Here is a 22,328-nt window from a genome sequence, read left to right on the forward strand (position 1 = left end):
TTATGAAAGACTTAACTCCTGATACGATTAGAACAGAGCGCGGTCTTTGTCGTATTTACGGACAGCATAGTTCACTGACATGATCGTCGCGAAGCCAAGAACGGACTGGAAAACACCAGCTGCAGCTGACATGCCGATATCATTCGAAGTAATCAGTGACCTAAATACGAAAGTGTCGATAACGTCTGTCGAGGAGAACAACAAGCCGTTGTTGCCGATCATGTTATAGAACATCCCGAAATCACCACGGAAAATGTTCCCGACTGCCAGCAGCACCAGAATAATAATCGTTGGATACAAATTCGGAATGGTTACTTTCATAATTCGCTGAAAAATATTAGCCCCATCGATTTCGGCTGCTTCATACATTTCTGTATCTATCCCCGTAATCGCGGCCAAGTACATCACCGTTCCGTATCCGAGACTTTTCCATGCAGAAACTATAACCAGAATATACGGCCAATAGGAAGGTGTATTATAAATATCGACAGGCTGGAGTCCGATACCTCTGAGCAAAGCATTCACGGTGCCAATATCATAATTGAGCAGGTTATAAGCAATCGCTCCGACAACGACCCATGAGATAAAGTAAGGCAGGAACAACGCCGATTGTGTGATTTTGCGGAACCATTTACCACCGACCTCAAACAACATAATCGCTGCAAAAATTTGCAAACTGTTATTGACGACGATAAACGCAATGTTATATAGTGCTGTATTTCGTGTTACCCGCCAAGCATCGCCTGATTCAAAGAAAAAGCGGAAGTTGTCGAGCCCGTTCCAGGCACTTCCAAAAATACCGCCCGCATAATCATAATGCTTGAAGGCAATAATAATGCCCGCCATCGGGACATAGGCAAACAGAAGGAAAAAAGCAACCGCCGGAGCCAGCATCAGCAAGAGAACCCTATAATTCTTTAAATCGCTCCAAAATGTATGCCCTTTCATCTTTGCACCCCTCTCTTCTCTATATCTCTTATTATAAAAGGGCGAAGGCGCTTAGATAATTCAGCGAAACAACTAAACATAATACTAATTCAACGATTCGACAAAAAAAGGTTAGCCGGCAGACCAAAAACACCCGGCAGCGATTCTCCAATAACCGAAAAATCATCGCCGGGTTTTCATTTTCACCGCTTTTTTGTTAGATTTTATTTTTCTTCCGGTACTCTCCGGGCGACATGCCCATGCATTGCTTGAACTGTCTGTTGAAATAAATAATATTTTTATATCCGGCTTGTTCCGCAATCTCATACACTTTCTTAGTCGGATCTTCGAGCAGCTCGCATACCCGTTTCATCCGTAATTCACTTAAAAAATCGCTGAATAAACTGTTGGTTTCAACCTTAAATAAATGACCGAGATAGTTAGGCGTAAAATCGAAATGGGCGGCCACTTCGTTCAGCGTTATTTTTTGATCTAATCTTTCTTTCACATATTCCGTGATTTCATCAATTAACTTCCGCTTTTGTCTTTGCCGTTTCAAATAAAGCAGCTCCGACAACTCAAAAAATCTTCTTCTCAGCCAAGAGAGAATATCATGCACCGTTTCAAACTGAAACAGCACAAAGGGATGATGTGAATCCCAATTCAAAATCTCGTATAGATGCTCGTTCATTTGCTGCAGATCGGCATGAAGCTTGGAGGTAATTCGAATAATGATATCGTAGATGTCGTTTTTCTGGGAGAGCGGACTGTCCCCGGCAAACAGCTGCAGCAAACAATCATCAATGGTGGTAAGGTCGTAATCGAGCATCGCTTTAAGCATCCGGTCCACAATAACCTCTAAATCTGAGGCGATTTTTTCCTTCGGGCTCCATTCAGAGGCATCTTGGATGATTCTATTTTTCCCAACAATCCATTTAATACTTAAAGCAGCCTGAGCCTGCCGATAGGAATCATGCAGCTTACCCAGTTCTGTTGTGTACATCCCTCTTCCAATCGTAATTGAACAGGAAAATTCCTGATAGAATGACCGAATGAGCTCTTCCATCAAAGCGGTAAAATATTGTTCCTGAACCGCAGCAAGGATCACAAAATGATAGTCATAGGTTGTGATGACCATGCCTAAATTTTGATCTTGCGCGAACTTCCGGATAAAATGATTGGCTGTACTGCTCCATAAACTCCGCTCTTCTTCCGTCCAAGTTTGGATTTTCCGTGCCATATCGTCAATCTCGACGATGGCGACCGCCGACGCGCCTTGTAAGTAAGACGTAAGAACGTTGTGAATATGCGTCTCCACCTGCCCCGGGGCAGTCTCATTAAACCAGCGCAGCAGCAGCTCCTGATTCACAAGCGTCAGTGTTTCCGACAAGGAAATATGCTGCTTCCTCTCCTTCTCAATCTTGGCGCAGAGTTCAGTCAGTGTCTTATTTAACTCGTCATCATCAACGGGTTTAAGCAAATAACCGGAGGCATTTAATTGAATGGCCTCTTTGGCATAGTTGAAATCCTGATGTCCGCTAATAAAAAGCAGATGGACCTCAGGGTTAATCTCCTTCGCTTTCCGGGCAAATTCCACGCCCGACATAATCGGCATGCGGATATCGGAGAGAATGATATCAATGCGGTGCTGCTCCATCATTTTTAAAGCGGCGAAACCGCTCGTTGCCGTTCTCACGCTATGCAAAGGCAAATGATCACTGCCCGCCACCCGCCGTCTCAGCCATTCCAAATCGATCACTTCATCATCCACCAACAGAACGTTGATTTCCATCGCCATACTATTTACTCCCCCATAACTTCCCGGATTTCCGCATTATCCACCGGTAAGATAATTTGAACGGTCGTTCCTGCCCCAAAGTAACTGCCGATATGAATGCCGAAATCATGGCCGTATCTCAGCTTGATTCGTTCCTCCACGTTTCTCAGTCCATAGCTGCTCGAATGGAATGAGCTTGAACGCATATTTCGCAGTGTCTCCGCCCGCATACCAATTCCGTTATCGATGACCTTGAGCTCGATGCGTTCACCCAGCCGTTTTCCGGTAATCCGGATCGCAATCGTCTCCCCAAACCAAGCATGCTTGAATATATTTTCTACAAATGGCTGCAAAATCAGCTTAATGATGGGAACCTGTAAAATATCAGGATCAATATCATAATAAACCTCAAACGCATCGGCATACTTTACCCTCTGAATTTCAAGGTACATCCTTACCTGCTCCAGCTCTTTTTCAAGAGAGATATAGACATGTCCTTCATTCAAGGTGAGGCGATAGAATTTAGAAAGACCTTGTACCATCTGTGTAACCTTCTCAACTTCGCCCAAATTGGCTAAGCTACCAATGGTCGACAATGTATTGTATAAAAAATGCGGACTGATCTGAGCTTGAAGCACATCCAGTTCTGCTTGCTTTTTCTGAATCCCTTGCTCATAGACGTTCTGGATCAGGTCCTGGATACTAGTCGCCATCTGATTAAAACTATTAGCAATGTAGACAAATTCATCATTCCCGGCAAACCCGATTCTTTTATAAAAATTCCCTTCCTGAAAGGACCGGACCAAATATACGATCCGTTTAATTTTTTTGCCTGATATGCGGGCAACGAGGAAGCCGATCACCGCCATGACTAAAAAGCTGATCAAACAAACCGTGGTGATCACCTTCTGCATTCGGCTAGCATCTTTATTCAAATAGGCATGCGGCACCCGTACCTCGATAGCATAGTCAGACAACGGAATATCTTCACTAATGATCAGATAAGCGTCTTGCTTCGCATGTTCATCGACAATACCTTGTTCATAAAGCGTTAATCCACTAACCCGATCCACTAGACGAAGGTCTATACCCTGTTCAATCGGAAAGGTATCGAAATTGCCAAAAAGCTCGTCAATTCTCGCCGTGACGCGAATATAACCAATAATCGATGGGCCTCCCTTAGAAGAAACCAGCTTGCGGAAATACGAAATATTGCTTAGTTCACTGTCGCTGTCCGCCTGAAGCCACAAGCTGTCTTTGTTATTAGCAACAATCGACTTGAACCATTCCTTATCTTCAATAACCTGATCAGAAAGAATATAATAATCGCTTCTACCGATAGGTACAGACATATCATCACCGGGGATTTCAAGCATCGTCTCATTTGCGGTATAGAGCACAAGTCTCAGATTGTTCCCATACAATTGCAGAGGGGCTTTCATATAAGGAACGATATCATCCCTCATTTTGAGCATGTTTTCCAATGCATCTCCCCTAAACTGCAGAGCATTCTGAAAATTCGTATTGAGAAACAGCGAGTTAGTCATTCGTTTGATTTCATCTGTCTGATATTCGATATTGTTCCTCGTCTGCTTCAAAGCTGTCCGGACATTCGTTTCCGCCATTTCCGTTCTGGACTCTACGAGCATCGTATAAGCTATATAACCCACCAATACATCTGTCAGCAATACTAGAATGAGGTAAGGTATCATCATCTTATAGGTGAACGGAATATACTTTTTACTGAATAAAAACCTCTCCATACCCATGCTCCCTTGTATCCGAGTTAATGCTAACGTTGTTTTCATCCATTCTACAATGGAATGAAAGCGGTTACTAGATATTGTGTTTGGAAAATGGGCTTTAGAGCAACACCCTGTTTTCCAATATATTTTTCAGACTGATATGAGATTTTGAAGGTCCAAACTTTATAAGGTTGTCTTGGAATTCAGCTAACTCCTCAATCGACGCGGTTTGCACCTTTATGAGGTAATTATATTCTCCGCTAATCCGATATAAATCGGTAACTTCCATAGCATATTTGCAAAAATCCGTAATCTCTTGGCAATGTTCTGTTTTTAATAGAATAAACGTAGTTGTGCCCCGATCCAGATCTCGTAGATTAAAAGCTGTATGATACCCAGAAATGATATTCCTTTCCTCCAGCTTGATCATTCGTTCTTTAACAGAGGGTTGTGACATCGAAACCTCTTTACTGATTTGTGAAATGGACATTCGGGCATTGTACTGAAGTAATTGCATAATCTTTTTATCAATGTCATCCACAAGTTGTTCCATAGCAAGCGCCTCCTAAACCCATTTTATAAAATAAACTTATTTCGCTATAATACCTTAAATTTAATAACCATATTACTACAAAACACTTATCTTATATATATATCTCATATTTTAATACAACTATAATAAGTATATATTAAAGTTGGGAGCGATTATAAATGAGTGTAAAAGGCCTTGCACATGTAGCAATTCAAGCCAAAGACTATAAAGCAACTATTTCATTCTATATTGACGTTTTAGGATTCAAGCTAGGTCATCATTGGAGTCTGCCATCCTTTCAGATCAAAGAAGCCTCCATGCTGATTTCACCTGACCGCAGAACCTGCATTGAGATTTTTGATAATGATGCAGTCATCGCCGCTCAAGGAAAAAAAGCCTTGTCTGATGAAGATATAGCGCACGGAGCGTTATTACATCTTGCCTTCTATGTAGATAATGTAGAGGAGATGTATCAAAAAGCCCTTGCACATGGGGCCAAGGCTTTTATAGCACCGGATTCTCTGTCTCTGGGCGAACCGCCTCTTCTAATTAAAAACGCGATCATTCACAGTCCCAATGGAGAAGTTATCGAATTTCTTGAAGAGGTTGATTTTGATATGTCCAGCAAAGTTCATGTAGAATAAACGCTAGGGAGGGTTATGAATTATAAAACATACCATTCTCAGTAAAAAGTCGCTTTTCCTCTTAATTTTTTTGATATTTCTTATAGGAGTCTACTTTTTATTCTTTGGACTTCCGTGGAAGTCTCTGGCTTTAAAAAAGCAATTTGAAGTCTATTTAGAAGATAAATATCAAATCGATTTCCAGCTGGGTAAGATGGACTTTGATTTTATACATCGCACTTATCTTTCTTATGCCCATCCAGCAAATGATCCCACTCTGATTTTTTATGTAGGTCAAGATATTGAAAGCAAGGAAATTCAGGATCTTTATCAATATGAAGTTAATAAACGAAATGCTGGGAGAAAGTAAGAGAATTGAATCCTGCTTCTAGCAGATGAAGAAGGAATGATAGTATTGATCGTGATTCAAGTCATCGCTTGGCTCATCGCCTTCGCAGCCTTGTTATCCATGGTGTCGATTGTGCTGGTGAGCTGGAGGAACGGGATATCGCCGATGCCTACGTCAAAATCTGTACGCTCGGCTGTTGCCGTTGAGGTGAATCGGATTTCGGGATATAGCAGCATTGTGGAGGCGGGATCGGGTTGGGGAACACTTGGCATGGATGTTATTCGCCAATGTCCAGGCAAAAGGCTGACAGGCATTGAAAATTCCAGTATTCCCTTGTGGACATCCCAGCTGCTTGCTAGGTTCGGCACACGTATGCTGCGAGCAGACGAAGGCCAGAATCTGCTCCGCGGAAGGCTTCGTTATGTACGTGGGGATATTTATAGCAGCTCTTACGAGCATGCGGATATTGTTCTTTGTTACTTATTTCCCGGAGCGATGAAACGGCTGGGGGACAAGTTCAAGCGTGAGCTCCTGCCGGGCGCGGTGGTCATTAGCATTTGTTTTGCCCTTCCAGGCATGCAGCCTGTCCGTACCATAACATGCACGGACACACTGCGTACCAAGGTATATGTATACACTTTTTAATTCAGGATTACCCCACTACTTCTCTTCTGATAAGGTGGTAATTCCTGAATTTATTTCAGTTTATCCACTTGAAGTCCCCCCCTTTCTATTAACCTCTCCATCTTTGCCAAAAACAATGAATTGCATGGATTTTATACTACTACCGAGGTAAGTGATTTGTGTAGGAGAATGAATTTTATCCTAAATATAACTTTTTGGATGTCTTCTCCATCTAATCATACAGAGGGCCCTCAAGGAGGAAAAATCATTTGCTGGAAAACGAACTGGATATCAAAAAAGCGCAGAAAGGCGACCACGAGGCGTTTACCCGTCTTTTCAGGCAACTGGAATCCCAGTTGTACAGATTAGCCAAAACCATTCTGCTAAAAGATGAAGATTGCGCGGATGCTCTTCAGGAAACAACACTGAAGGTGTATAAAGGGTTGGCCAACCTTAAACAGCCTAAGTTTTTTAAAACCTGGGTTATACGCATCCTGATTAATGAATGCAATCAGTTACTTCGTATGCGAGAACGAACTATAGCTGTGGCGGAAATTCCCGAGGAACCGGTCGTTTCCTATGTGCATTTTGAAGATTCAGGCAACGTAGACCTGCAAAGCTTCATTAATCAGTTGGACGAATCCCTGCGGCTTGCTATCGTGCTTTTTTATTATGACGATTTATCCATTAAGCAGATTGCAGATGTGCTCGACATCTCCGAGGGAGCGGTCAGGGCACGACTTCATCGCGCACGGAGATTGTTGTCCAAACAGATACATCCTGTGCGGGAGGAGGGTCTTGCTAATGAATAATAACAATTTAGAAAAGCAGATCAGGGAGCTAGGGAAAGCTAATATACAGGAGCTTCCTCCTTTACTACGATCACGGCAGGATTCGATTTATGCATCGCTGGCCACCATTGTCCAGGATCCTGTGGAAAAGGAAAAGAAAAAGCGGATATATCCAAAAATCACAGCTGCTGTGACTGCGGCGATATTGTTAAGTGTTATGCTAACGGCTATCTATCCGCCTACGTTGGCCAATGCGCTCAAGCAGCTTCCCTTGATAGGCGGTATTTTTGAACGGGCAGATGATATAGGGTTACAAGCGGCCCAGCGTCTGGGACTGACTTCCCGTCTAAACAGTAGTGATACGCATGAAGGGATCACCTTGTCTGCCGAAGAGGCTGTATTTGATGGCAGCCGGTTGGCATTCTCGGTGAAGCGTGAGGGAGAAAAACTGGAAGGTAAGCTAGCCGGAGTAACGATTGGAGCGGATGGGAAGCCTTTTTTAGCGAAAGGTGCAATAACCTCTGCAGAAGTATTGATCGACGGCGCTTCCCTGGAGCAATTTTCTGATGGTCTCTGGAAAGCTATGCCGTTTCTAAGCTGGATAGAAGGTGCGGAAAGCAACACAGCTATTTTTAGACTAGTGGATTCCTCGAATTCCGGAATCTCCAACAAACCTTTTCCTGATCGATTTGTATTGACTGTAACCCTTGGCTTAAACGGTATGGATGAACCGTTTGTTCTCCAAATTCCTGCGCGGAAGGCTACGATTAATAAAATTTCCACACCTGACATACGCGCACAAGTTGGAGGATGGAGTTTGATCCTGAAAAAGCTGGAATATAGTCCATTAACGACACGCCTGTCGCTCATGCTGGAACAGGATACAGACGAAGATCATACAGCATTGAGTTTAGTGGGCTTTGAAGTAAAGGATCAACAAGGACAGGTGCTGAAAGATATTTCACAGAAAGTCCTCTCGACTTCCAATAGGTCACTTAATGTCGATTTGCTTACTGAGCCATTTGAGAAACACCCTAATATGCTCACAATCCGTGGCTATCTTTATGAGTTTGAGAACCCACAAAGTAAGAATGGAGCATTTAAAACAGACAGTTCTGGAAACCCAGTGAAGCATTATATTGACGGTCTAGAGATAAACGTGCTAGTTAAATAAAAATTAAGGAGCTTGATAATATCATGAAAAAAATGACTAAGAAGATGTCTGTAATTTTAAGTGCTGCTGTATGCCTAGGAGCGTTGGGAATGCCAGCTTTAACCCAAGCATCCAGTGCTCAACCCGCTGTTGAAGCTTCCCTGAATACAACAAAAGTGGCCGATTCACACGATCAGCTTACTTTAAAGGGCAGTGCGCAGTTTGATGGTAACTATATTAAGATCGACCTGAGCCGTGAGGGATCGCTATTTTCAGGAATGCTCGCAGGAGTAACTTTAAATGATAAAGGTGAGCCCTATCTTGCAGAAGGTACTATTGTGGGAATTGACGCTAAGCTCACTCAACCAGGAGGCATTGATTTAAAAACACCACGCTGGATCAGTGACGGTGATGCCAACAAGGCGGTTGTTGTATTGCAGACCGGATGGTTAACTGAGCAACAAAAGGCAAACCTGGCTTCCTCTGAATTGAGTATCCATGTGAAGCTTAACGGAATCGATGAACCGTATGTACTTAAATTTTCTCTCAAGCAAGCAGGATTAGTGCGTAACATTCAGCTGCCTGCTATAAAGAAAGACAACCAATTTGAAATCAAAACCACCCGTGTTGCTGCAGGAGAGACTTCTGTGCGTATCGCTTTAGCGGTTAAAGGGGTTGCCACCCAAGCACAGGCTTTAGGATATGACATTTATGATAATCTGGGAAATGAATTAGAATTTATTGCAAGGGATTCTGTTGCAGCAACTCAAAATACGGTTTCTGAAGATTTATTGTTCGAAGCACCTAGCTCAGCGGCAGAATATCTGATTATCAGACCGTATCAAGCCGTATTTGAAAAAGGCAACACCGGGGCTTATAAAGTAGATGCCAAAGGCAATGTAGTTAAAAATTACAACAAGCAATTGGAGATTAAAATCCCTCTGAAGTAACCTTTAGCGCAGCAAATATAAACATATTTACTAGGAAAGGGGATTACCTCTCCGGCCGAAGGCTTGAGGTAATCCCCTTCTTTCAATGGAAAGAATGTTCCGTTTTACTGGTCATTTATAGCTAAAAAGCGGATAGTAGCTGTTGTCCCTTTACCTACAGAACTACTATAATAAATTTCCCCGCCGTACTTTTCTACGATATTAAAGCAAATCATTAATCCTAAGCCTGTTCCATTACTTTTTAATGAATAAAAAGGAGTCCCTAGCGACTTAACCTCAGCTTCCGACATCCCGCTTCCTTCATCGATGATTGTTATCTCAATAAAATTATTGTTCCTATTCGCCATAATAGAGACAGATTTACCAACATCCGAAGCCTCTAAAGCATTTTTTATTATATTAATAAGCAGCTGCTTAAATTCAATTTTATTAATAGAGATCTTGCAGTCTTCTTCTACATAGGTAACAATTTGATTATCAGATAACATTGCATAGGAATGTAGCAATCCTGTGACACTCTCAATAACATCCTTCACATCTACTTTTTCAAGTTTTTGTTCTCCATTTGGCTTTGAAAGGGTTAGAAATTGCGAGATAATCTGTTCTACTGTGTTCAATTCATCAATCATTAATTTAAATTTTCTTTTCATAGGATCATCAAATGAAGGATCCTCATCAAAAAACTGCAAAAAACCTCTAACCACTGTCACTGGATTTCTAATTTCATGCGCAACGGCAGCAGTTAATTGTCCAACCATCTTTAAGCGCTCAGATTGCTGTAATTGTTCATAATAAAGCTGCTGTTTTTTCATCCGTTTAAATGATATTTGAAAAATGAAAAATAATAACACTTGAACCGCTATTATATTAATGAAATTCCCTAGAATATCATAATGTAAATATGTATATAGATCCCCTCTATCAATCAAGAGGATATAGCCAAATGTAATTACCATCAGTATTCCATTTATAATGAAGGAAAAATAGAACAATTTTAAATCAAAAAATAGAATAGAGAGTGCAGGAATAAGACAAATGAGGATATAGGTAGTCCAAGTTTGAGGGTATAAAAAGAATAGCGTATAGAAATACGCAAATCCAAATAGAATGATAATCTTTCTAAAAGTATGTGTCTCATGCTTAGGGTAAATCCATAAACAAACCGTTAGAAACGCCACACATAAAAAATGAATGATATAACCAAAATCAATTCCATCTAACTCTAGAGTAGATAGTATTAATCCAGACATCATAAGAACGATGATCATTAACATTAATATGTAATAGGTTTTTCGATTCACCCGACTGTAGAACTCTCTCATGAATTCACCACTTTTAAATTGATTGTCGAAATAAGAATTATATCAGCTGAAATAGTAATAAACAATAACTGAAAAAACCAGTAAACTCAATACCCCATTTAATTTCTGAAACTAGTAATTATTGCTATAATTATTGTATTCACTTTAGTTCTGATATCTAAAGCATTAGGATGGTGTACCCTATGGTATTTGCATTTTTATTTATATTCGCTATGTACGCGGCAACTAACTATTACATTGCGAGAAAGATTTTTAAATGGTTACAACATATATTTTCACATATAAACGGGATCATATATGGAGTCATCTACAGCTTATGTGCGTTATCAATCATTATTAATTTACTATTGTCTTCTTCAGCTATGACGACCGATTCAAATATTGTTAATTTTATTGGTCAATTCGGGGACTATTGGATGGGTATCTACTTCTATTTGTTCTTGCTTTTGATCCTTTCAGATGTAATCTTACTAATTAGTAAATGGATCAAGGTCCTCCCTTCTCCTATACCAGCACGTGTTATTCTTCATACAAGGTCCATAGTATTAATTCTAGTCATAGGATTGGTGTCCTATGGGATTTATAATGCAAATCATTTAAAAGAAGCCACCTATCCGCTCCAAATACATAAAAACACTTCATTAGATCAGTTAAATATCGTCCTGATCAGCGACTTACATTTAGGCTACGTAAATGATGTAAAGTTTATTGAAGACGTTGTTGATCGTATTAATGGACTACAGCCGGATATAGTGTTGATGACAGGAGATATATTTAATGGTAACTACTATGCGCTCTCTAACCCTTCCAAAGGAATAGAGTTATTAAGTACTATTCAGTCAACCTATGGAGTTTATGCTTGTTTAGGTAACCATGATGCAGGACGCTCATACGATGAGATCGTGAACTTTATAGATAAGAGTAATATCAAACTTCTAAATGATGAGCATGTCGTTATTGATAATCAATTCGTTGTTGTTGGCAGAAGGGATTCATCACCGATTGGTAATCAAGGGAACCCCCGAGCAATTACTTCAGAAGTGATGAGTGACATTGATACAAATTTGCCCGTTATCGTAATGGATCATCAACCAACCAATAGGATTGAATACACAGATGACGTTGATTTGATACTTAGCGGACATACGCATCAAGGACAAGTATTCCCTGCAAATCTGATCACCAATGCTATGTTTACAGTAGATTATGGCCACTATCAGAAGAATTCTAACAGCCCTCACGTCATCGTTACATCTGGTGCAGGGACTTGGGGACCGCCATTACGAATTGGCACGAATAGTGAGATAGCACAAATCAAAGTTGATTTTAAATAGAGGATAATTTTAGACTGATTAAAAAACATGGAAGAATATCCCGATATTATGGATAGAAGAGAATAAATGGAATAAATAAACCGGATAGGGGTGCGTTAATGATGAAGATTCAAAGCTCAACCCAGCTTGATTTAAATGCATACATAAGTTCGAAAAAGCTCGCGGATAAACCGTCCTTAGTCAATGGCACAATACCCGAACTGTCGCATGAGACCGACACTGTGGAAATCAGTTCGGCTTCCAGACAGTTGGCAGCATCGGATATTGTAAATCATTCGGCTACCTATTTCGGAACTGCCCAAATCAACGATTCGCTAACTCGCCTGCTGGCAGATCAACCCTCAGAAGTGAAGGAAGCTGTCTACGGCATCATTCAATCCAACTTCATTACAGACGTAACCGGAGAAGAGGAAAGATCAGCGTTATTAGAATTGGGACTGACTCAAGCGAAGTATGTCGCAGACAATCACATGAAGGATGATAAAGCGGCAGAATTTATGAATACGATCCGTCAGATCGGAGCAATCTCCACGACAAGAACGATAGATCCTGAAACGAAACAAATCCAATACGATACACCGCCGCAAAGACCGGTTGGAGCTCCAGATGATTATATGGATTTAAACTATATGATGAAGAAATTTGAGCCAAAAACGCTGGAAAAGCTACAGGAAGCTGTTGCGAACGGGAAAGACTGGAGTAGCATCTTACTAAGCTTCGCCAAAAATGCAGCAACTCGTAAGGATTGGATACAGGAATACAAAGAGGATTTAACAAAACAAATTGGCAATATCCCCAGTGAGAACAGATTCCAAAATGCTTCCACTGCCAGCCTGAGTGGGTTTGTGGGAGATATCAAGGATATGATTACCCAAGCAGGATTTAAGAATAGTGGATTTCTAACCGACAATATAGAAGCTTTTATGCGTACATTGGGAAAGACGCTCTAGAGCATCGACCACATTAATGAGAAAATCCACCACCGTATGCGGTGGTGGATTTCTATGTCTGCCTATCCAACTGTAATATCAGCAAGCACCCTCATCGACTAATCATGCCGGATCTCCGTGTTAGTCCGAATACCTTCGAGACGTGCTCTTGGATCAGGCGTTATTCTTTCCCTCTTTCTTCTATTTATCGAATACAAAACAAATAATAATATAAACCATAAAGGCGTCAACAATAAGGCCGGACGAGTTTCATCAGCAAATAGCATAATTATGAGTATGATTGCAAACAAAGCTAGAACAACATAATTCACAAAGGGTGTAAACGGTGCTTTGAATTTTGATTTGGCCTGCAATTCCGGCTTCGTCTTTTTATATCGCAAATGGCAAATTAGAACGACGCCCCAAACCCAGATGAAACAAATGGCACTAATTGTTGTCACGATGCCAAAAGCCGTCTCCGGAATCAGCTTACTCAACAAAGCGCCTACAGATAAGACAAGCGTGGATATGAATAAAGCATTACTTGGTACATGATTTTTATTAAGCTTTGCAAAGTTGGCTGGAGCCTGGTCATTTCTGCTTAGATTGTATAGAATCCGGCTTGTTGAGAACATCCCGCTATTACAAGCGGACGCAGCTGAAGTTAATACAACGAAGTTAATAACCCCCGCGGCAATCGGAATCCCCACTAAACTAAATGTTTTAACAAAAGGACTTTCTGCCGGGTTTAGTTCTGTCCAAGCATTGATGCATAATAAGGCAATAATAGCACCCACGTAGAAAAATAGAATTCGTAAAGGTATTTTATTAATCGCCGATGGGATAGTTTTTTCTGGATTGGAGGTCTCTGCTGCCGATACGCCAACCAATTCCACACCCACAAAAGCAAACACAACCATTTGAAATGAAAGTAGGAACCCTGAAATGCCGTTTGGAAATACTCCCCCATGTGCCCAAATATTACTGAGCGCAACGGTTCCGGTAGTTGTTTTGAATCCAATCACCAGTAAGACTACCCCGATAGCAATCAATGCGAGAATAGTGATTACCTTAATTAAAGCAAACCAAAATTCCAATTCGCCAAAGCTTTTTACCGTTAATAAATTGAGTCCTAATAAAATAATTAAACAAATGACTGCGGGTATCCATTGCGGGATATCAAACCAATATTGTACATAGACCCCAACAGCTATAATATCGGCCATAGCCGTCATGATCCAACAAAACCAATAGGTCCATCCGGTTACAAACGCCGCCCGCGGTCCAAGATAGTCTTCGGCAATGTCTGTAAAAGATTGATAACCTGCTTTAGACAACAGAAGTTCTCCTAATGCCCTCATCACAAAAAAAATAGCGATACCCACGATTAAATAAGCAAAAATGATCGATGGTCCTGCCAGCTGTATAGCTTTACCTGATCCTAAAAATAATCCGGTACCGATGGTTCCACCAATCGCAATGAGCTGAACATGCCGATTCTCTAAATCTCTCTTTAATTCTTGTGCTGCCATTTCAAACTCCCCCTTATGTGAAAAAATGTACAAGTAAAAATGATAACAAAAAAGAGATTGGATACGCTCCAATCTCTTAGGTCTAAGAATAATAAATAAAATACATTCCTTTATTCTGACGATGATCAGAATAACAAATGAATTATCTAGTACTCTTCTGTCCTTTTGCCTGAGATTGTGAACCCTTCGGCGCCGGGGGAATCCCCCACGGTCTCTCCAGAAGCTGCTCCTGCTATAGTGTGATCCATAGCAATCATAGCTTGCGAATTATTTAATTGTTATGCCGCTAACTTCATTTTTAATATTTTTCAATACTAATCATTGTCAAATATTTTGTCAATAACATTAATTACCGCTTTATTTCAACTGCGAAATACGCGAATATCACGCATTGCTTCGGAAACATCGCAACCAACAGATCAAGATTGGCTGATGGTTAATATGAAAAAAGGGCTATCTCATTGTAGAATTCTACTCCTGAGACAGCCCCTTTATGTTTTGAAACACACTCTATTAGTGGCTTGTCAGCCAAGCCGCCAACTCTTCTGTCTGACTCAGAATAGCTATCGGGTCCCAGTAGCCGGAGCGATCGCTTGTCCAAAGAAATACGTGATCATTTTTGACTGCTGGCAGTGCGCCCCAGATCGGGTCGGCTTTAAGTTCATCCAGCTTTTTCGAGTCGGAGGTAAGAATAATATAGTCACCGGCATACTTTGGTAAGACCTCAGCAGAGAATGAAGCCCAGCCCGGGTCGGCCATTTCGGCGGCGATATCCGCAGGAGGCTTAAATCCCAATCCATTATAGATTGGTTGTCCACCTTTGCCGAAGTCTGTTCCAACGGCCATCAAGCTGTTTTCAGACCATTCAATAATGGAAAATGTGCTATCTGCTGGCACAACCTTCAATACGCTCTCCTTGGCATTGGCCATACGGCTGTCATAGTCTGCAAGCCAGGTTTTGGCCTTATCTTCTTCACTAAGCAGCTCACCGAAATAAGCCACTTCCTCATGTACCGTTTTTAAGGAAGCGTATGGAATAACGACCGTAGGTGCGATTTTTGACATCTGCTCATTTAGCTCAGGATAGAAATCATCCATAATAATCAAATCGGGATTAAGCGACAGAATTTTCTCTACATTTCCATTTCCGTCCCCTATATTCTCAACGTCTTTCAAATACTCCTGAAAATATGGATTTTTAATATGATGTTCGGAGGTTCCGATGGGTGTAATGCCAAGCGCAATTAAGCTACCGAGATATTCACCTGCAACAATTCTTTTGGGATGAAGGGGGATCTCCACCTCACCGTTAACCGTTTTAACGATTTTGGTCTTCGGCTGCTGTGAGGCAGCATTCTCCGTAGCACCGTTTGTACCACATGCGCTCAGTACCAAAATGAAGCTTAACAGCAATACCGATGCCAGCGTAGGCCTTGAATGTTTAAACATGAATGAATCTCCCTCTTGATCAAAATGATACTGATAATCGTTATCAATATAATCAGTATAGTCAAATGATTCAAGGGCAACAATGGAGGATTCTATGTTTGTGGCAGGACTATCTTCTAGTTTGTTCTTTCTGGAATGCAATTCTCTATAGCTAATCGGGGAAACACCCTTATACTTTTTGAACAGCCTGCCCAAATAACTAGGGTCTTGATAACCGACACCCACTGCAATTTCCTTCAGCGTAGCATCTGTTTCCAGCAGCAGTGCCACCGCTTTTTCGATGCGCACCTTAATTAAGTAATCAATCGGGCTAAGTCCAGTACGGATTTTGAAGTAGGAAGATAAATGGGGGACGCTATAGTTCAGGCTTTCCGATAATGATTCCAGCGTAATGTTATCCGTATAATGTTCATGGATAATGTCGGCGATCCGGGCGGCCAGATCACGCTTAGTCGTATTAACCCCTTGCACCGACATTTGATGAAATAGCTCATACACAAACTGATGGAGTAAAGTTCGAACATGCAACCGCGCAAGCGGCTGCGGCTTCTCCCACTCCTTAAACATCTCGCTCACTATGCGATACAGCGCTACCGAATTGTCAGGCGTCATGCTGTACGAATGATCAAAGGATTTAGCGCCCTCGTATAGCGTAGCAATCTCTAAGGGTAGTGAGGGATGCATACTCACTTTATAATAAATGCTATAGTAATCCAGCCCCTCGCTGCCTGCGTCAATGTTGAGCACAGTTCCTTTGCCTACATGAAGCACTGTAAAGCGCTGTAAACGGTGAACTTGGCTTCCCAGGTTAACTGTAGCATTACCGTGAATCGACATAAGAAACAGCCTTGAGGGGACGTAATAGGAAGGTATAGATTCGCCAGGTCTAAGGGTCATCCGACGAATATCAACTACTTTGCAATTCGCGTGATTCCATACAGCAATAAGGTCATTGATGTCCATGATTGACTAACACCTTACATGTTTTCGTTTGAAGCCGAGCTGCGATTTATCAACTGCCTTTTGAATATTAATTGAAGCATTCAAAATCTTGCTTTTTGCACTACCGGTATGGATTTCCACCGGGCCAACTTCCTTTGCAATCTCAACCGCTTTATCATGAAGCGGCAGATAGGATACGCCCACAGTGTAGATGAAATTGTTCATTGCGTATTTCGTTCGCTCAGGAGCATCATGAATAGTGTTTTTTGCAAGCTCCAACATAGCGGCCAATTTTTCTGCGGAAAATTCACTGTCCGGGCGATTTCCGAGCAGCCAGCAGTAACAGTTCCAGCCCGCCGACATTTTCAGCTCTATCTCACTTGCAATCCATTTATCAGAAACCTCTTGCGCAATATCCGTCTCCGCCAACGTTACTGCCACCACAAAGTCCGATAGCATATAGAAATAAGCCCCAGCAATCCACCGCTCAAAATCCGACTCGGTCATTGCTTTAGGCTCCGCGATCACTCCGGCAAAATACATAGCGTCGTAATTTCCCGTAGCATAAAGCTGCTCGGCCAAGGGTTGATTATGTTTTATTTTTCTGAAGATGGGCTTCATCTGGCCTGTGGCCACACCAAAAAGCGGTTCGTGCGCGCCATTGGATAGATATATTTTCTTGGTGCGTTCCTTGCCGAGAGCTTCAAGCTCTTGCATGACCGTTTCTAAATCCATTGTTCGCACTTCCTTTTTAGATTATTGGCTAGGGACTCAAACTTTACTTGAATATATCATAAAAGCCCTTATAAATACCTTCTTTTATACATCAAGGTAATTTGCCCCGCTATGTATTCAGCGCTATATTGGTTGCCATCCTTAATCCACCACATAATAATCCCCAGTAGTGAGGCTGCAATAATATCAACGGAGACTACCTCCTTAGTAAGGTCAATGTTCCTCGCGTTTCTTCGTTTTTCGACAGTACTTTTTAACAGGTTGGTCAAGTGTTTTTTGAAGCCTTTATGCTCAATCAATACAGCAAAAACTTTCCGGTATTCAAAAAAATAATTTAAAAAGGTGACCAGCTGCTCCTGTTCGTTGTTGCTCTTCATTTGTAATAGCGGTTCAACCTTCATGGACAGGTCATCGAAGATTTCATGTACGATCTGGCGCAATAAATCGTTAATATCCTCATAATGCAAATAAAACGTTGCACGATTTAGTTCCGCGCGGTTGGCGATTTTTTGGACGGTCAATTGCGAAATCTCCACATTGTCGGCCAATAATGAAAAAACAGCGTTTTTCAGCATCTTTTTTGAGCGAATGGCTCGTGGGTCAACTCTTTTATGTTCAGTCATTTCATCCCTCTATTATCGTTTAAATGGCCTTTCATCAACTAATTTGCCTATTCTGTCGATTAGTCGACATTTTCAATAAAATTGCAAATAGGAATACTATTTAAATCCTGATATGATTTATTTTATTGACACTATGTCGAAAAAGCAATGAAGAGAGGACTGCAACATGCAAGAAGACATTAAGAAAATAAATAAAGGGATCTTACTAACCATCTTAATCTTTGGTTGTTTCTTATCCACACTCAATCAGACGCTTTTAAATGTCGCCTTAAGTAGTCTGATGGATGTATTTGATGTCACGGCAACAACCGTACAATGGATTTCAACAGGATTTATGCTGATCAACGGGATTTTGATTCCGATTACGGCCTATTTAATGAAACGTTTTACAACACGGCAATTATTTATAAGTGCCATGTCATTTTTATTAATCGGTTCTATAATTTGTGCAGCAGCGCCGAGCTTTAGTCTACTCTTAATCGGACGAATGATCCAAGCTGCCGGTGCTGGCATTATAATGCCGCTCATGATGAGTGTTGTGCTGGCGATCTTCCCCGTTGAAAAACGTGGCAGCGCTATGGGACTGCTTGGACTGGCGATGATATTCGCTCCGGCTATTGGGCCAACACTGGCGGGATTTGTTGTCGAATACCACTCTTGGCGCTGGTTATTTATCGGGCTTATTCCACTTGTCCTCATTGTTATAGCGTTGGCACTCAAGTATTTAGTGAATGTATCTGAGACGTCTAAGTCGAAGCTTGATGTCATAAGTGTTCTTTTATCAACCGTCGGATTTGGCTTAATTTTATACGGCTTCAGTAGTGCAGGCAGTAAAGGCTGGGATGATGTAATCGTGATCCTGACCTTAGGGATTGGGGTCGTGGTAACAGCCGTATTCTGTCTTCGACAAATCAAATCGGATGATCCGCTGCTAAACCTGTCGGTCTTCAAAAATAAAGTGTTTACGATGACGTCTCTTATTAACGTATTAATCACGATGATGATGTACGCAGATATGATCTTATTGCCTATTTATCTGCAGAATGGCCGCGGGTTTACAGCATTTGATGCAGGACTACTATTGTTGCCGGGCGCACTCGTAAATGCGTTCATGTCACCCGTCACCGGTAAACTATACGACCGTTTCGGTGCGAAGCCGCTGTTCATCATTGGTCTATTGTTTATTATTCCATCTATGTGGGCGGTAACAGATTTATCTGAATCAACTACGTATACGTATCTAATGATTCGTACCATTGGCCTGCGAATTGGATTAAGCTTCATTACTATGCCACTCAATACAGCCGGACTAAATGCGTTGCCCAAACAACTTGGCACTCATGGTACAGCTGTGAACAATACCGTTCGCCAAATTGCCGGGGCCATTGGTACTGCTGTCGTAATTACAATTTATACAGTGCAGGCAACAAGTCATGCAACTACAGTGATGCTCAACAATCCCTCCACTACTCCTGAGATTCTTAAATCCCTTACATCAATTCTTGGGGCAAGTGACGCCTACTACTTCATGATGATTTTATCCATTGCCGCATTTGTTATAACCTTATTTATGCCCACGAAAAACAAGCTCATGATTGAAAAGAAAGCAAACCTAGTTAGCAAGGAAGAACCTCAGTTGTAACTAGTAATTGCAGAGTAAATGAAGAAAAGCCATTCCTTAGCGGAGTGGCTTTTGTTATGAATGGCTTGCTTTGGATCATTGGAGCACGTATTCCTACGAGCATCAATATTTTCTTATCCATATCAGTATCCCCCTCTCCATATCAAATGTGTAGACTCTATTATAAAAACGGAAAAATATGTAAACTTTACACATAAGTTAATATATGGTATTTTAATAGTGTTATTAAAAGGAATATTAATCCATAATAAGGAGCTGATTCCATTCATGAAATTATCTTTAAAAAAGAGATTGATGCTTGTTGGAACCTTTGTTTCAGTCTTTCTTTTTTCTTTTGTTTCCCAAGCATATGCGACTAATTTAATTGGCTACCCTACAGCTACACAAGCTAAGAATAATTGGTGCTGGGCTGCGACTAGCGTTACCATACTTCAATATTACGGAATCTCTGTAAGCCAATGTTCTTTTTATGATCATGTGAAGGGAACCTCCGGCTGTACAACAGACGAGAGTGAATCTTATGGAACTGTTCAAGAAGGCATTCATGATTATGGTGTCTCCAGTTGGAATCATACAGGAGCACTATCTTACAGCGATGTAAAAAACCAGATTGATAATGTTGGCAGTCCTATATATGTAAGCTGGAAATGGAATAGTGCTACCGGTGGCGGGCACGCAGTAGTTATCTATGGGTACGACACATATAGTGGAAATGATTGGATTCAACACATGAACCCGAGTGGGGGCACAAAAACCTCCATGTTATACACCAACGTTAAAGGTGGCTCCAGCTACGATAGAACCTGGAGATGGGGACTTCATGGCTTCAACAAATATATTTAAGGAGGGCTTCCCATTAAGAAAACGCTGCTGTTAACTGTAACTTCATTCGTTTTATTTCTGACTTTTTTCTCACCTGTATGGGCTCAGACCGTAACTGAAGATGTTGTTTCTTTTGCAAATACAGAAGGATTAACATTGATTAAAGAAGGGCTATCTAAAGATCCTGAAGGGTATGGTTACAACAATGAAGCAGAGATTAGTGAAATTACCGTAGGTCAAGGAATGCAGATTCATTTTATTGATGGCGCTAAGCTTAGGGCGGCTTCCGATAGTCTGATTGAAACGGTCACACCCCAAGACAACTGGGAGTTTCTTATTTTATCGGGCGGAATACCCAAATCTAAAATGATCATTCAAAAGGATTCAAACGGGTCCTATCAAGTTACTGAGTTTGGAGGAAATCCTAATACTTTGGCCTATGCTATTCATTCACTAGAAGCTGAGGGTGAAGTGAGTGAGCCTACACTTATCCGTGAGCGGGACGAATATATAGCTGCCTTCAAGAAAGACAATCAGGAACTAATCATCGCCCCACAACAAGCCTCATCAGCAGAAACAAAAGGACTAAGCAATATTTCAGAGCCTCAAGCACCCGGGCATTTAATTGATGTGTTACAAACGATGCAGAACGATTCTTCCGATGACGAGCAGGATGGGTCGGGAACCATTGCTTCCGCATATTATGCGGACGATAATAATCATCTAACAAGGTCTATCACCATTAGCGCCATTATTGCTCTAGTAGCGGTATTTGTGTTCTGGGCCTATCTCAGAAGACGTAAACAACCTAAATAAATGTAAAAATAAGTAGGCCGCCCTCCTTCATTGGATTGCGGCCTACTTTGATAGATAGTACCTCTAAAAAGCCTCCCTCTCCCCATATGATTAGGACATAAAGGCTGCCAAAGACCTCGTTAGCATAACACCATTTGTAATGGTATCTTGCGGCTAAACATCTCGTCCAGTACCCATGCCCCTTTTATACATTTTTTCTGCTTCAATAGGACTTTCTTTTGCCGTGATATGATACGGAATTACCCGATAAACTTGAACCGGACCGCCAAATACAGCCGATCTATACTTTTCCACATGCTGCTTGGACAAGGGGCGATTATAATAACCCGGTACGTATTTATTGATCAATTCCTGAAGTACGTGTGTGGCTTCATCCAAATCTGAAATTGGTTCTGCTTGTCCAAAAATCATTACGCTCATATAAGCTGTATCCGTTTTGGCTGGTACCGGATCTGTAATAGTTCCGTATTCCTCACATACCGTAAAACATACCTCCGGATTATCACGCATGACCTGATTACGTCTTCCATCTCCAGCCCCATGAATATACAGTTTCCCTTCAGTCCATACATAATTAAGTGGCACAACATAAGGGAGGTTCCCATCAACCAACCCCAGATAACCTAATCTCGTTTGGTGAAGGAACCTTTCAATCTTCTCTTGATCTAGGCATTCCCTGGTCTTGTAACGAACCGAATTCATATCGAATCT

The 22,328-nt window shown here is 41.3% G+C and carries 20 protein-coding genes and 1 riboswitch; of the genes, 10 read left to right on the forward strand and 10 right to left on the reverse strand.

Annotated elements, in window-relative coordinates:
* Positions 1-27 precede the first annotated feature (27 nt).
* From NSQ55_RS29695 to NSQ55_RS29710, 4 genes are all read right to left on the reverse strand, one after another.
* Positions 28-948 (reverse strand): ABC transporter permease subunit, encoded by a 921-nt coding sequence (locus NSQ55_RS29695; RefSeq protein WP_036682339.1) that lies wholly within the window; start codon positions 946-948, stop codon positions 28-30.
* 196 nt (positions 949-1,144) lie between these two features.
* A complete protein-coding gene (locus NSQ55_RS29700; RefSeq protein WP_305953952.1) occupies positions 1,145-2,725 on the reverse strand; it encodes a response regulator in 1,581 nt (526 codons plus the stop codon).
* A 5-nt stretch (positions 2,726-2,730) separates the two neighbouring features.
* Positions 2,731-4,467 (reverse strand): histidine kinase, encoded by a 1,737-nt coding sequence (locus NSQ55_RS29705; RefSeq protein WP_076191558.1) that lies wholly within the window; start codon positions 4,465-4,467, stop codon positions 2,731-2,733.
* A 100-nt stretch (positions 4,468-4,567) separates the two neighbouring features.
* Positions 4,568-5,002 carry an Lrp/AsnC family transcriptional regulator gene (locus NSQ55_RS29710; RefSeq protein WP_076191556.1) on the reverse strand — a complete coding sequence of 145 codons (435 nt, stop codon included), beginning with the start codon at positions 5,000-5,002 and terminating at the stop codon, positions 4,568-4,570.
* Positions 5,003-5,160: 158 nt separating this feature from the next.
* Between NSQ55_RS29710 and NSQ55_RS29715 the strand changes: the two genes are divergently transcribed.
* The 5 genes from NSQ55_RS29715 (at position 5,161) to NSQ55_RS29735 (ending at position 9,471) form a co-directional block, all read left to right on the forward strand.
* Positions 5,161-5,625, forward strand: a complete 465-nt coding sequence (locus NSQ55_RS29715) for a VOC family protein (protein ID WP_036682343.1) — start codon at positions 5,161-5,163, stop codon at positions 5,623-5,625.
* A 385-nt stretch (positions 5,626-6,010) separates the two neighbouring features.
* Positions 6,011-6,598, forward strand: a complete 588-nt coding sequence (locus NSQ55_RS29720; RefSeq protein ID WP_339170533.1) for a class I SAM-dependent methyltransferase — start codon at positions 6,011-6,013, stop codon at positions 6,596-6,598.
* A 248-nt stretch (positions 6,599-6,846) separates the two neighbouring features.
* Positions 6,847-7,389, forward strand: a complete 543-nt coding sequence (locus tag NSQ55_RS29725) for a sigma-70 family RNA polymerase sigma factor (protein WP_232061486.1) — start codon at positions 6,847-6,849, stop codon at positions 7,387-7,389.
* Positions 7,382-8,542 (forward strand): DUF4179 domain-containing protein, encoded by a 1,161-nt coding sequence (locus tag NSQ55_RS29730; RefSeq protein ID WP_076124235.1) that lies wholly within the window; start codon positions 7,382-7,384, stop codon positions 8,540-8,542. The genes NSQ55_RS29725 and NSQ55_RS29730 overlap by 8 nt, the downstream gene beginning before the upstream one ends.
* A 23-nt stretch (positions 8,543-8,565) precedes the next feature.
* Positions 8,566-9,471, forward strand: a complete 906-nt coding sequence (locus NSQ55_RS29735; RefSeq protein WP_076124237.1) for a DUF5643 domain-containing protein — start codon at positions 8,566-8,568, stop codon at positions 9,469-9,471.
* A gap of 104 nt (positions 9,472-9,575) precedes the next feature.
* Here the strand turns inward: NSQ55_RS29735 and NSQ55_RS29740 are convergent, their stop codons facing one another.
* On the reverse strand, positions 9,576-10,793 hold the full coding sequence (locus NSQ55_RS29740) for a HAMP domain-containing sensor histidine kinase (protein WP_076181793.1): 1,218 nt from the start codon (positions 10,791-10,793) through the stop codon (positions 9,576-9,578).
* Positions 10,794-10,975: 182 nt separating this feature from the next.
* Between NSQ55_RS29740 and NSQ55_RS29745 the strand changes: the two genes are divergently transcribed.
* Both NSQ55_RS29745 and NSQ55_RS29750 read left to right on the forward strand, forming a co-directional pair.
* A complete protein-coding gene (locus NSQ55_RS29745) occupies positions 10,976-12,127 on the forward strand; it encodes a metallophosphoesterase (protein WP_339170539.1) in 1,152 nt (383 codons plus the stop codon).
* A gap of 98 nt (positions 12,128-12,225) precedes the next feature.
* On the forward strand, positions 12,226-13,077 hold the full coding sequence (locus tag NSQ55_RS29750; protein ID WP_339170541.1) for a hypothetical protein: 852 nt from the start codon (positions 12,226-12,228) through the stop codon (positions 13,075-13,077).
* Positions 13,078-13,175: 98 nt separating this feature from the next.
* On the opposite strand, the gene NSQ55_RS29755 is transcribed toward NSQ55_RS29750, so the two are convergent.
* The 4 genes from NSQ55_RS29755 to NSQ55_RS29770 form a co-directional block, all read right to left on the reverse strand.
* Positions 13,176-14,588, reverse strand: a complete 1,413-nt coding sequence (locus tag NSQ55_RS29755; protein ID WP_076191542.1) for an amino acid permease — start codon at positions 14,586-14,588, stop codon at positions 13,176-13,178.
* 147 nt (positions 14,589-14,735) lie between these two features.
* A riboswitch (glycine riboswitch) is annotated at positions 14,736-14,818 on the reverse strand.
* Positions 14,819-15,101: 283 nt separating this feature from the next.
* On the reverse strand, positions 15,102-17,000 hold the full coding sequence (locus tag NSQ55_RS29760; protein ID WP_076303519.1) for an ABC transporter substrate-binding protein: 1,899 nt from the start codon (positions 16,998-17,000) through the stop codon (positions 15,102-15,104).
* Between the two features lie 6 nt (positions 17,001-17,006).
* The gene (locus NSQ55_RS29765) at positions 17,007-17,714 is read right to left on the reverse strand and encodes a DNA alkylation repair protein (protein ID WP_076181784.1); all 708 of its coding nucleotides are present in this window, start codon (positions 17,712-17,714) and stop codon (positions 17,007-17,009) included.
* A gap of 68 nt (positions 17,715-17,782) precedes the next feature.
* Positions 17,783-18,337 carry a TetR-like C-terminal domain-containing protein gene (locus NSQ55_RS29770; protein ID WP_076124245.1) on the reverse strand — a complete coding sequence of 185 codons (555 nt, stop codon included), beginning with the start codon at positions 18,335-18,337 and terminating at the stop codon, positions 17,783-17,785.
* A gap of 166 nt (positions 18,338-18,503) precedes the next feature.
* On the opposite strand from NSQ55_RS29770, the gene NSQ55_RS29775 reads away from it, so the two are divergent.
* The 3 genes from NSQ55_RS29775 to NSQ55_RS29785 all read left to right on the forward strand — a co-directional run bounded on the left by NSQ55_RS29775 (position 18,504) and on the right by NSQ55_RS29785 (position 21,617).
* On the forward strand, positions 18,504-19,979 hold the full coding sequence (locus NSQ55_RS29775; RefSeq protein WP_076276312.1) for a DHA2 family efflux MFS transporter permease subunit: 1,476 nt from the start codon (positions 18,504-18,506) through the stop codon (positions 19,977-19,979).
* Between the two features lie 267 nt (positions 19,980-20,246).
* Positions 20,247-20,822, forward strand: a complete 576-nt coding sequence (locus NSQ55_RS29780) for a C39 family peptidase (RefSeq protein ID WP_076124249.1) — start codon at positions 20,247-20,249, stop codon at positions 20,820-20,822.
* 135 nt (positions 20,823-20,957) lie between these two features.
* Complete coding sequence (locus NSQ55_RS29785) at positions 20,958-21,617, forward strand: hypothetical protein (protein WP_076124251.1); 660 nt, start codon at positions 20,958-20,960, stop codon at positions 21,615-21,617.
* Positions 21,618-21,770: 153 nt separating this feature from the next.
* Here the strand turns inward: NSQ55_RS29785 and NSQ55_RS29790 are convergent, their stop codons facing one another.
* Positions 21,771-22,319, reverse strand: coding sequence for a pyridoxamine 5'-phosphate oxidase family protein (locus NSQ55_RS29790; protein ID WP_036682364.1), 549 nt, complete (start codon positions 22,317-22,319; stop codon positions 21,771-21,773).
* Between the last annotated feature and the right edge of the window lie 9 nt (positions 22,320-22,328).

Origin of the sequence: Paenibacillus sp. FSL H7-0943, assembly GCF_037963265.1 — a bacterium.
Classification (GTDB): domain Bacteria; phylum Bacillota; class Bacilli; order Paenibacillales; family Paenibacillaceae; genus Paenibacillus_AQ; species Paenibacillus_AQ odorifer.